The organism is Nocardia cyriacigeorgica, from assembly GCF_029868385.1.
Classification (GTDB): Bacteria; Actinomycetota; Actinomycetes; order Mycobacteriales; family Mycobacteriaceae; genus Nocardia; species Nocardia cyriacigeorgica_F.
Genome location: NZ_JARWNX010000048.1, coordinates 70,914 through 82,556, shown reverse-complemented (window position 1 = coordinate 82,556; position 11,643 = coordinate 70,914). Strand labels below are relative to the sequence as shown.

10 protein-coding genes are annotated in these 11,643 nt (G+C 68.1%); 5 read left to right on the top strand and 5 right to left on the bottom strand.

Features of this window, described 5'->3' with window-relative positions; genetic code table 11:
• Positions 1-42 precede the first annotated feature (42 nt).
• Positions 43-513, bottom strand: a complete 471-nt coding sequence (locus tag QH168_RS15105; protein WP_280235279.1) for a VOC family protein — start codon at positions 511-513, stop codon at positions 43-45.
• Positions 514-565: 52 nt separating this feature from the next.
• On the opposite strand from QH168_RS15105, the gene QH168_RS15100 reads away from it, so the two are divergent.
• The 3 genes from QH168_RS15100 (at position 566) to QH168_RS15090 (ending at position 2,865) form a co-directional block, all read left to right on the top strand.
• Complete coding sequence (locus tag QH168_RS15100) at positions 566-1,459, top strand: helix-turn-helix domain-containing protein (RefSeq protein ID WP_280235278.1); 894 nt, start codon at positions 566-568, stop codon at positions 1,457-1,459.
• 78 nt (positions 1,460-1,537) lie between these two features.
• Complete coding sequence (locus QH168_RS15095) at positions 1,538-1,951, top strand: DoxX family protein (protein WP_280235277.1); 414 nt, start codon at positions 1,538-1,540, stop codon at positions 1,949-1,951.
• Positions 1,952-2,412: 461 nt separating this feature from the next.
• A complete protein-coding gene (locus QH168_RS15090) occupies positions 2,413-2,865 on the top strand; it encodes a universal stress protein (RefSeq protein WP_280235276.1) in 453 nt (150 codons plus the stop codon).
• A gap of 74 nt (positions 2,866-2,939) precedes the next feature.
• Here QH168_RS15090 and QH168_RS15085 read toward each other — a convergent pair whose 3' ends face one another.
• Both QH168_RS15085 and QH168_RS15080 read right to left on the bottom strand, forming a co-directional pair.
• Positions 2,940-5,201 carry a HelD family protein gene (locus QH168_RS15085; RefSeq protein ID WP_432421100.1) on the bottom strand — a complete coding sequence of 754 codons (2,262 nt, stop codon included), beginning with the start codon at positions 5,199-5,201 and terminating at the stop codon, positions 2,940-2,942.
• Between the two features lie 227 nt (positions 5,202-5,428).
• Positions 5,429-6,760, bottom strand: coding sequence for a diguanylate cyclase domain-containing protein (locus tag QH168_RS15080; RefSeq protein ID WP_280235275.1), 1,332 nt, complete (start codon positions 6,758-6,760; stop codon positions 5,429-5,431).
• A 181-nt stretch (positions 6,761-6,941) separates the two neighbouring features.
• On the opposite strand from QH168_RS15080, the gene QH168_RS15075 reads away from it, so the two are divergent.
• Positions 6,942-8,108, top strand: a complete 1,167-nt coding sequence (locus QH168_RS15075) for a beta-ketoacyl synthase N-terminal-like domain-containing protein (protein WP_280235274.1) — start codon at positions 6,942-6,944, stop codon at positions 8,106-8,108.
• Positions 8,109-8,252: 144 nt separating this feature from the next.
• Here QH168_RS15075 and QH168_RS15070 read toward each other — a convergent pair whose 3' ends face one another.
• The gene (locus QH168_RS15070; RefSeq protein WP_280235273.1) at positions 8,253-10,073 is read right to left on the bottom strand and encodes a sensor histidine kinase; all 1,821 of its coding nucleotides are present in this window, start codon (positions 10,071-10,073) and stop codon (positions 8,253-8,255) included.
• A gap of 164 nt (positions 10,074-10,237) precedes the next feature.
• Between QH168_RS15070 and QH168_RS15065 the strand changes: the two genes are divergently transcribed.
• Positions 10,238-10,993, top strand: a complete 756-nt coding sequence (locus QH168_RS15065; protein WP_280235272.1) for a sigma 54 modulation/S30EA ribosomal C-terminal domain-containing protein — start codon at positions 10,238-10,240, stop codon at positions 10,991-10,993.
• Positions 10,994-11,000: 7 nt separating this feature from the next.
• Here QH168_RS15065 and QH168_RS15060 read toward each other — a convergent pair whose 3' ends face one another.
• Positions 11,001-11,633 (bottom strand): response regulator transcription factor, encoded by a 633-nt coding sequence (locus QH168_RS15060; RefSeq protein WP_280235271.1) that lies wholly within the window; start codon positions 11,631-11,633, stop codon positions 11,001-11,003.
• Positions 11,634-11,643: the final 10 nt, after the last annotated feature.

Sequence of the window (11,643 nt, the reverse complement as noted above, 5' to 3'; positions counted from 1 at the left end):
CCCGCATCGGGTACCCGACGCGGGCCGAACCTGCCCAGCAGCTCAGCTCTGGGTGGCCATCCATTCGTTCACCCGGCGCTCCGCCTCCTCTTTGGAGACGTTCTCCACCTTGGTCATCACCGCCCAGCGATGCCCGAACGGGTCGATGACCACGCCGTAGCGGTCGCCGGTGACGAAGGTCTGCGGCTCCTCGGCGCTGCGGGCGCCGTGTTCGATCGCGCGGGCGATGACGGCATCGACGTCGGGGCAGTAGTGCACGATGGAGGTGTGCACCCATTCGCCGTTCGGGGCGAGGACATTGTTGTCCGGGATCGGCATCCCCATTTGCAGGGTGGAGTCGCCGATCTTCAGCTCGGCGTGCGCGGGCTGCCCATCGGGCAGATCGTTGCGGGTGATCACTTCGGCGCCGAACACAGCGGTGTAGAAATCAATGGCTTTGTTGCCGTCCGGGACGGCGAGGAAACAGGTGATGGAGTGGTAGCCGTCGGGGATCGGATTCACGGTCTCGGTCATGTCTACGATCCTGGCCGGTATCGCCGCGGCGATCTTGTAAGAAGGCGACACAATGCCAGAGAGTGGTGATCCGGCGGTCGCCCTCACCGGCCGCAAGGGGATTCTGCATCCGGACGAGCAGGCCAGGCATCGGTCGCTGCACCGACTCCCGGCCGGGCCGCGCAGTGCCGGTGTCGTCGACTGGTACTGGTCGGTGCGCTGGGATCTGCGTGGGCGCCCGCCCTACTTCGCCGAGGTCCTGCCGTTCCCCTGCGTCAATGTCACGTTCGAGCGCTCCGCCACCCGGACCGGTGGTTTCGTCACCGGAGTCTGCACCACCAAGTTCGTCCGTGAATTGTCCGGAGCCGGAGAGACTTTCGGGGTCCGGTTCCGTGCGGGTGGTTTCGGTGCGTTCACCGGGCTCGATGTCGGCGAGTTCCGGGATCGTGCGGTCGCGCTGGCCGAGGTGATTCCGGCGGCCGAATACCTGACCGAGGCCGTGCTCGCGGAATCCTCGGATATCGCGCGCCGTGCGGTGGTGGAGGACTTCCTCGGCCGCGCGACGGTGGCCGACGACCCCAACTACGCACTGGTGCTACGGATCATCGACGCCATGGCATCGGATCAGCGGCTCACCCGGGTCGATCAGGTCACCGCCCGATACGCCGTGTCCATCCGCACTCTGCAACGGCTGTTCCGGCGGTATGTGGGCGCCGGTCCGAAATGGGTTCTGCGCCGCTATCGATTACAGGATGCGGCCGATCTGCTCGCTCGCGGCCGAATAGAGGATCTGGCGGCATTATCGGACGAACTCGGCTATTACGACCAGGCGCATTTCACCCGAGAATTCACCGCCGAAGTCGGAATGGCGCCGCTGGAATACGGCAAACAGTCGATACGCTCGCGCAACGAGATCACCGCGAAAGTGCTCCCGACCGTCGATCGGATACCGGAACAGTTCCGATAGTCCGTTTCCGCCGATGGTGGGCACCGGCGAGTGGTTGAATATCGCACTATCTACCCACCGGCGAATAAGGAGCTGGACATGGATGTCGTGGTGTTGATCGGCCGGGTGTTGTTCGTTGTGCTCTTCTTCGGTTCGGCGCTCGGCCACTTCACGCAGACCGAGGCGATGACCGGTTACGCGCAGAGCCGTGGCGTGCCCGCACCCAAGGCGGGTGTGCTGGCTTCGGGGGCGCTGATGGTGCTCGGTGGGGTGAGCGTACTGCTCGGGGTGTGGGCCGATCTCGGTGCGCTGCTGCTGTTCATCATGCTGGTTCCCACCGCCCTTCTGATGCACCAGTTCTGGGTCGAGACCGATCCGCAGACCAAACAGATGGAGATGATCCAGTTCAACAAGGATCTGTCGCTGGCCGGCGCCTCGCTGATGTTGTTCGCGTTCTTCGCCCACACCGAGGATCTGGGATTGACCATCACCGGACCGCTTTTCAGCATGTGATGTGCCGCACGCGCTAATATTGCCGTCCGCATCCGTAGTGAAAGGGAACGCATGGACATCATCGGAGCGATTCTGGGTATTTTCTGGGCCGACTACCGGCAGTGGCCCTGAGTCCTACCCAGTGCCTTCCGGCCCGTCCGCGATCGCGGACGGGCCGGAAGCGGTTCGGGGGTAGCGATGTTGTGATGAATGTCCCAGGGCGGCAATACCGTTCACCGATGTTGTGGTAGATCACAGACCGGCGGCCGATGGTTTGGGTCCGCCCAGGTAGGCCATGGCATGGCGTATTCGCCCAGGCCGGACGGCCGCGGGTATCGCGAACACTCCGAATGTGATGTGTTGCGAATTCTGATAATTCCGGGCGTATTGCCGCTATGGTCGACCCAGTCGCCGCGCCGAAGCCCCGACACGCCGGGACGAAACCCTGACGCAGGCGTCCGACCCGCACAGTTGGAGGAGAGATGACCGCCTACCGGACCATTGTCGTCGGTACCGATGGCTCGGACTCGTCGTATGTCGCCGTCGACAAGGCCGCCGCCCTGGCCGGGGCCGCTGGCTCGACCCTGGTCGTGGCCTGCGCCTACTACCCGACCGATGACCGTGAGGTCGCCGCGGCCGCCGATGTGCTCAAGGACGAGGCCTACCAGGTGCGCGGCTCCGCGCCGACCAACGAGATCCTGCGCACCGCCCGCGATCGCGCCACCGCCGCGGGCGCCAAGGAGATCGTCGAGCGCGCCATCGTGGGTGAGCCGGTCGAATCGCTGCTCGATCTGGTCAAGGAGACCCAGGCCGATCTGCTCGTCGTCGGTAATCGTGGACTCAACACCCTGACCGGGCGGCTGCTCGGTTCGGTGCCGTCGGATGTCGCGCGTAAATCGCGTTCCGACGTGCTCATCGTGCACACCGTTCGCTGACGCCGAACCGAGGCACCAGAGGTCGTAGCACGCGTGGTCGCCGCTGTCCGGCGGCGACCACGCGGTACGAATCCTCACTCTTGCAGGGAACTCATCACCTCGGGCAGATCCTCGCTGTGCACCACGGTGAGTCGTTGTGTGGCACGAGTGAGCGCCACATACAGATCGTTGAGCCCGCGCGGTGATTCGGCGATGATCCGCCGCGGTTCCACCAGATACACCGCATCGAATTCCAGACCCTTCACCTCGTGCACCGTGAGCACGCGCACCGATTCGGCCGCGAGATCGGCGAACTCGGCCGCCGACGCATGCGGCACGATCACGGCCACGGTGCCCGGCCCCCGCTCGTCGGCCACCATGGCCGCCAGCTCCGCACCGAGCGCGTCCGCCCCGTAGCGCAGCGCGCGCGGTCGATGCCCGGATTCGCGGACCGAACGCGGCACCTCGGCCGCCGGATCGATGGCCGCGAGCACCTCGGCCGCCACCGTCATGATCTCGGCGGGCGTGCGGTAGTTGACGGTGAGCTCGGTCAGCTTCCAGCGTGTGGCCACATACGGTTCCAGCATCGCCTGCCAGGTCGAGGCACCCGCCGGATCACCGGTCTGCGCCACATCGCCGACGACGGTGATCCAGCGATTCGGAATCCGCCGCATCACCATGCGCCACGCCATCTCCGACAGCTCCTGCGCCTCGTCGACGATGACATGCCCGTAGGTCCAGGTACGGTCACCGGCCGCCCGTTCGGCGGTGGTCTGGCGGGTGCGCACCTGCTGACGTTCGGCCAGCTGGCTCGCATCGATGAGGTCATAGGCCATCAGGATCTCGGGATCGAGTTCGTCCTCCAGATCCTGTGGCGCGGAACCGGTGAGGATGTCGAGGGCGTCCTGGGCCTCGGCCAGCTGGGCCCGCCAGCGGCGGCGGGCGCGTTCGCGTTCCTCGGCGTCATCGATGCCGAGCAGTTCGGCCAGTTCATCGAGCAGCGGGGCGTCGGCGGCACTGAACTCGCCGGTGTCCTGGCGCAGCAGCTCGGCACGGTCGGCCGGGTCCAACGCGCCCGCGACCCGGTCCAGGCGCGCCGGATCGGCCAGCAGATCGGACAGCACCTGCTGCGGCGTCAGGATCGGCCACAGGGCGCCGATGGCCCGCTGGATCTCGGCATCGGAGCGCATCTCGTCGGCGATCTCGGCCAGATCGGTACTGCTGAGCAGGCTGCGGCCACCGCCGACCGGATCGGCGCCCATCGTGGTGGCCAACTGATCGGTGAGCGCGTCGATCACCGAGGACGCGAAGATCGGCCGCGCGAGATTGTGTGGACGCCGCGAGGAGCGGGCCCGGCCCCTGGCGCGGGTGACGATCTTGCGGTTCAGCGTGAGCGGATAGCCGTCGAAGGTGAGCGTGATCGGCTCCTTCGGCACCTCCTGACGATCGCGCACCGCCTGCTTGAGCACCTCGAGCACCCTCAGTGAACCCTTGATCTCACCGGCGCGCAGCGAATCGGTACGGGTGGCCTTCACGCCCGGATACAGATCGCCGATGGTGGACAGCAGCACACCGGTCTCGCCGAGTGAGGGCAGCACCTGGCCGATGTAGTCGAGGAAGGTCGCGTTCGGGCCGATGATCAGCACACCGGCCTTGGCCAGCTGCTGGCGGTAGGTGTAGAGCAGATAGGCGGCGCGATGCAGGGCGACAGCGGTCTTACCGGTGCCCGGCCCGCCCTGGACGACGAGCACGCTCTTGTGCTCGGCGCGGATGATCGCGTCCTGCTCGCTCTGGATCGTCTCGACGATGTCGTTCATATGGCCGGTGCGCGCGGCGTTCAACGCCGACAGCAGGGCGCTCTCACTGCCGACGCCGCCGTCGTCGTCGGTGACCCCGGCCCGCCGGGCGAGGTCCAGATCGAGGTATTCGTCGTTGACGGCGGTGACCCTGCGGTTGCGCGAGCGGATGTGTCGACGCCGCAGCACACCGTCGGGAGCGGCAGTGGTGGCCAGATAGAACGGGCGCGCCAAGGGTGCGCGCCAGTCCAGCAGCAGGGGTTCGTAATCGTTGTCCTCGTCGAGGATGCCGAGCCTGCCGATGTAGCGGCGTTCGGATTCGGTCTCGTCGTCGGTGCCGTCGCCGTCGAGGTCGATCCGGCCGAAGCACAGACCGTGTTCGGCGGCATCGTATTTGGCCAGGTCCTCGGTATAGAGCTGGGTGAACGACTCGCGTTCACTGCGTGCCTGCGGGGTGCCGCCGGTCTCCAGCAAGACGGTACGCAGCCGGTCGGAGGCGTACTTGCGCATACCGTCGAGGCGGTCGTAGAGGACACTCAGATGGGATTGTTCCCGATCGATCTCGGTATCGGTGCTCGATTCCGGTGCGTGGTCGGCATCCGGGATGGGGGAGCGGTGGTCCTGAGTGAGGCGGTCGGGCAAAACGAACTCCTTGTCACCCGGTGACCAGGCACCAGTGGGGCAGAAGGCGGCTTCATGGGATACGCGGACGATCCGAAAACGGAACTGTCCAGTCTACTGCGCGTTCGGCGCCCGCGCCGCCGGGCAGACCCGGAGCCCGGCCGCGCTCAGGATGCGTGCGTGTTGTTCGGTCTGCGGGCCGCGCCGATCGTGCCCTCACGATGACCGGCGGGCTTGGCGCGATACATCGCCACATCCGCGTCGTGCAACACCGCCTCCGGGGTGCGGCGGTCGCCGGGACGCAGCGCGGTGACCCCGATCGAGGCATTGACCTCGATGCGATGTCCGCGCGCGACGATCGGTTCGGCCATGGTGGTCTGCAACCGCAGCACCAGGGCGTCCAGATCGGCCTGCCGGGTGCGGCCGGACAGCAGCACGAGGAATTCGTCGCCGCCGAGCCGCCCGACGATGTCCTCGGCGCGCAGCGCCCGCTGGAGTCGCTGGGCCACGATTTGCAGGACGGTGTCGCCGATGGCGTGACCGAGGGTGTCGTTGATCGCCTTGAACCCGTCCAGATCGATGAACATGACCACCGATACCGGGAGATCCTCGCTGGTCGCGAGCGCACCGGCCAGCTGGGACAGGATCAGCGATCGGTTGGCCAGCCCGGTCAGCGAATCGTGGGTGGCCTGATATTCGAGGTGGCGGCGACTGGCCCGGAACTCGGTGATATCGGCGAACGAGGACACCGCGGCGGAATCCGGATCGCCGGGATTGAGCAGCCGGCTCGAGCCCGACAGCCACCGCCGCTGCCCGTCGGGCCGGTCGACGCCGAAGACGTAGCCGGTGATGGTTTCACCGGTGGCCAGGGTGCGGGCCACCGGATGACGCGCGGTCGGCATCGGCTGGGCATTGGCGTCCAGCAGCGTCAACGGCAGGTCCGCGATGGTGGCCCCGGCCAGATCGCCGGTGTCCTCGATGCCGAAGATCCGCCGCGCCGCCGGATTGACCGATTCGATCCGGCCGTCCCGGTCGATCACCGTCACGCCCTCCTCCAGCTGGGACACCACGGTGGTGAAATGCTGTTCGGCCCGGTGCTGGGCGGCCTCGGCGGCGCGCTGGGCGGTGAGATCGTGGATGACGACCTGATAGGCGGCCTGGTCGTGCCAGACGGTGAGCACCGAGACGGTCTCCACCTGCACATGAGCGCCGTCCAACCGGGTCAGGGTCATCTCGGCGGGTTGGGATGCCGCCCCCGCCCTGGTGAGCCGGGCGATGCGATCGAGCATCCCCGGAACGGAATCCGGGTGCACGAACTGCACGAGGGGACGTCCGACGAGATCCTCCGGACCGGAGGCCGCGAGCATGCGCACCGTCGCCGGATTCACGTAGACGATGGTGCCGCGTTCGTGCACGCAGATGCCGTCCGGCGTGTGTTCGACCAGAGACCGGTACCGCTGCGCCAGCTGCTCGGCGGCGCTGAGCCTGTCCTCTCCCACTCGAACCCCCGATCGTCCACCGTCAGCTGGTCATTGGAGCACGGGATTATTCTGGACGCGACATGTGCGCCGTTCACATGATCGACGCGATCGCCGCGGTCTCGTTTCGGGTACGTCGCCCGGCTCGATCCGGTGATCATGACAGAACCGGTTCCAGAAGATCGGGCCGAGGAGCGATGCCATGCCGGAACCTGATCATCATATGTCCATAGCCGGTGTCGGCGCCGTCACCGGGTACGGATGGGGGCGCGAAGCGCTGTGGCGCGGAGTGCTGAGCGGCAAGTCCGCGGCGGGCATACAGCCCGGATACGGGGTCGGACGCGAGGAAGCGGCCTGGGTGTCGCTGGTGCCGCCCGGTGGCGATCCGCGGGTGAGTAGCAGCCGGTACGGGCGTGCCGTGCACGAGGCGGCGCGCGAGGCCATCGCCGATGCGAGCGCCCGCGGGTGGCGGCCGGGGCGCACCGTCGGGCTGGTGCACGCGATCGTGCTCGGCGATGTGACCAACTGGCGCGACTTCTACACCGTCGACGGCGGCCATCGCCGCTCCCGCGAGTATCTGCGGCTGCTGCCGTCCACCCCGATCTCGATGGTGATGCAGGAGTTCGGGTTGCACGGCCCGGCGATGAATGTGTCGGCGGCGTGCAGTTCGGGCAACGTCGCGGTGTTGACCGCGCAGATGTGGCTCGCCGCCGGTATCGCCGACGATGTGGTGTGTGTCGCGACGGATCTGTCGGCGACACCGGATATGGTCGAGCATTTCGTCCGGCTCGGCGCCGCCGTCACCGATGCCGAACCCTTGCAGGCGTGTCGGCCCTTCCAGGAGGGCAGCCGCGGCTTCAGCATGGGGGAGGCGTCGGTCGGGTTCGTGCTCAGTCGTGCGGTCGCGCGCCCGTACGCCACCGTGCTCGGCGGTGCGATGACCAACGATGCCCATCACGTGGTGTCGGTGGACCCCGGCCATCGACAGATCGTCGAATGTGCCCGCAGAGCACTCGCCGCGGCGGGTGTATCCGCCGCCGACGTGCGGTATTTCAACGCGCACGGCACGGGAACCCGTCAATGCGATACCGCCGAACGCGCGCTACTGGCCGAGGTCTTCGACGATCGACCCGAGATCTACGCGCTCAAACCACTGACCGGGCACTGCCAGGGCGCGGCCGCCGCCGTGGAAATCGCGACCGCAGCACTCGGTTTCGAGCGTGGCCTCGTGCCCGCCGCCCCGATCGTCGCCCCACCGCATCCACGACTGCTGGACGGGGCGGTACCGAGTGCGGGCGGGATCACGGTGAAGTTGTCGCTGGGGATGGGTGGCCACAACGCGATGGTGGTGCTGGCGCCGCCGGACTGACACGCCCTGGCTGTCGGCCCCGTGGTGGCGCGCCGACGACGGCAGGCCCGTCCCGGTCGGCGGACTGCTACGGCACCGATCTCCACCGCGCCGTCCGTGCCATACCGCTCATCCCTGGCGATAGTCCCTGGTTGATTGCCAGCGCTAGGGGAGCGGTGCGGTCCACGAGAGCCGGGTTCCGGGCAGCGTGTCCTCGGCATCGATGCGTGCGTGCGCGGCAACGGCGGCGGTGATCGTGAAACGGCCCTCGGCCTGCTCCGCGCGCTGCTCGAGGTTGCGTAGACCGCTGCGGATGACGTGATGGGGTACGCCCCAGCCGTTGTCGGTGACCACGATCGTCAGATCGTCGGAGACCCCGATATCGACGGTGACGGTATCGCCGCCGGAATGGCGCACGGCATTGCTCACCGCTTCGCGCACCACGGCCTCGGCGTGATCGGCCAGCTCCGGTTCCAGCACCGACAGCGGCCCGGAGAACTGCACCGTGGCGCGGATGGTGGTGTCGGCGGTCTGCTGCCGGATGGCGTGCTCGATGCGCTGCTGCAAACGCGCGCTGTCGGCGCCGCCGTGCAGATCGAAGATGGAGGTGCGGATCTCCTGCACGACCTCCTGGAGATCGTTGATCACTCGGGCGAGCCGGTCGCGCACCTCCGGGACGGTGGCACGCGGTACCGCGCCCTGCAAGGTGAGCCCGATTGCGAACAACCGCTGGATGACGTGATCGTGCAGATCGCGAGCGATCCGATCACGGTCGGCGAGAATATCGACCTCACGCATCCGCCGCTGCGCATCGGCCAGCTGCATCGCCAACGCCGCCTGATCGGTGAACGCGGCGGTGAGTTCGACCAGCTCGTCCGAATACGGTGCGGCGCCCGCGCGTCGCACGGTGACCAGGGTGCCGTGGGTCGCGTCCGATGTGCACAACGGCAGGATCAGCGCGGGGCCGGGGGAGGGCAGCGTGATACCGAGATCGACCTGTCCGGCGTCATCGAACCGCAGTGGGGTCCGCCTGCCGAACGCCTCGCCGACGGCGGTGCCCGCCAGCGGGAGCGGATGCCCTGCGCGGCGCGCGTCCGGGCCGGACCAGTGCGTGATCAGCAGCTCGGTGACATCGCCTGGACCGGCCGCGGCGAGGAAACACAGCTGCGATCCGGTGAGGGCGCGCGCATGATCGACCACCCGCTCCAACGCCCGTCCCGGCGTGCCGACGGCGAGGAATTCGGTCGCCACCTCGCGAGTCGCCTCGATCCATTCCTGCCTGGTCCGCGCCGATTCGTAGAGCCGTGCGTTGTCGACGGCAATGCCCGCCGCGGCGGCCAGCGCCTGCACCAGCACCTCGTCCTCGACGGTGAACGGCTGGCCCCCGGCCTTCTCGCACAGGTAGAGGCTGCCGAAGACCTCGTCACGGATCCGCACCGGAACGCCGAGGAAGGTGCGCATGGGTGGATGGTGCGCCGGGAAGCTCACCGACTCCGGATGCGCGGTGAGATCGTCGAGCCGCAGCGGCGTGGCCTGCGCGAAGACCGCCCCGAGCACGCCATGACCGGCGGGTAGGCGGCCGATCCGCGCCCTGGTCTGCTCGTCGATGCCCTCGGCGACGAACTGGAACACCTGTCCGCCGTGGCCGCGCACCCCGAGCGCGCCGTACCCGGCGTCGATCAGGCCGGTCGCGGTGCGGACGATGGCGCGCAGGGTGTCGTCGAGATCGAGGCCCGAGGTCACCGTGAGCATGGCCTCGATCAGCCCGTCCATCCGGCCGCGCGAATCGGACGACACCTGCACCCGATCGCTGACCTCGGTCAGCAGTTCCCGCAGTCGCTGCTGGTAGAGCGCACCGCGGACGGCGGGTGGGCTGCTGCGTTCGCTCGCCGAACCGCGTGCGACCGATGACACGCGCCGTGTCTCCGGTGGCTCGGCGCGCTCGGCCGCGGGCCCGCGGCGGTGGGCTCCGGTCATATCGGCCATCTGGTTTTCCTGTCGTATCCGCGCGACGACCGTGCCCCGAATGGGTTGGTGTGACGCGGCGTTCAGCCAATGCTATGGGTGGATCGGGGACTTTCGGCCCTGTTCGTGATCTCTGCGTGATGGTGGCATATCCGCACGGCGAGAATAGAAAGCAGGGGTTTCCTATGAATTCGCTGGAGCTGTGGGCCACCGCGACCGAGCCCGACCTCGCGGTCACCACCCATGGCGCGGTACCACCCGCCGACGTGACCCGTGCGGTGCGGGCCATCGGGCGGGTACTGCGCCGCCACCATCTCGACGCGGCCGCGCACGTGCGCGTCACCGCACCCGACGACGCCGATCAACCCACGGTCGTGCAGGCCAATATCCACTCGCGCGACACCCGGACCCGCGTGCAGGTCCCCGGCCCACGCGGTTTCGCGGTGACCTTCGCCGCCGAACGACTCGACCGCCAGATCGCCCGCCTCGCCGCCGACCCGACGCCGCGGATCTGGCCCGATCCGGCCCGGCCGCCGCTGGCGCGGGTCACCGAACAGCGGCCGATCACCCGGCGCAAGGATCACCGTCTGCTGGTGGGCACCCCCGCACAGGCGATCGAGGTGCTCGACGCGATGGACTACGACGTGCACCTGTTCACCGACGCCGAGACCGGTGAGGAGGCGGTGGTGCACTGGATCGACCCGGACGGCGTGCACATGATCCGCCAGCGCACCACCGAGCCCACCGATTCCGCACCGTCGCCGATGGCGCTGACCGTCGATCCGGCGCCCGCGCCGATCCTCGACGAGGGCGACGCCGCCACCCGGTTGTGCTGGCGCGGGCTGCCGTTCCTGTTCTTCACCGATGCCACCACCGGACGCGGCCATCTGCTCTATCGCCGCTACGACGGCGATCTCGCCGTGGTGCGTCCGGTCCGCTAGCCCGCGTTCACCGCTCGCCGAGCTTGGTGGCCAGCACCGCGGCCTGGGTGCGCCGCTCCACCCCGAGCTTGGCGAGCAGGCGGGAGACATAGTTCTTCACCGTCTTCTCGGCGAGGAACATGCGCGCGGCGATCTGGCGGTTGGTCAGGCCCTCGCCGAGCAGCGTCAGCAACTTGTGTTCCTGTTCGGTGAGACCGGCCAGCGGGCCGTCGGCCTCGGTGCTGCGGCGCAGCCGGGCCCGCAGGACGGCCGCGGCCTTGGTGTCGAGCAGCGAACGGCCCGCACCGACATCCTTCACGGCGTCGGCCAGCTCCATCCCTTTGATGTTCTTCACCACATAACCGCTCGCACCGGCGAGGATCGCATCGAGCATGGCCTGATCGTCGGTGTAGGAGGTGAGGATCAGACAGCGCAGCTCGTCGAACTCGGCGAGCAGATCGCGGCACAGCTCGATGCCGTTCCCGTCGGGTAACCGCACGTCCAGCACCGCGACTCGCGGGCGCAGTGCCCGGATACCGGTCATGGCGCTCGCGACGTCACCGGCCTGGCCGACGACGGTGAGGTCCGGATCGCTCTCGAGCAGGTCGATCAGACCGCGGCGGACGATCTCGTGATCGTCGACCAGGAACACCTCGAGCACAGCCGACTCC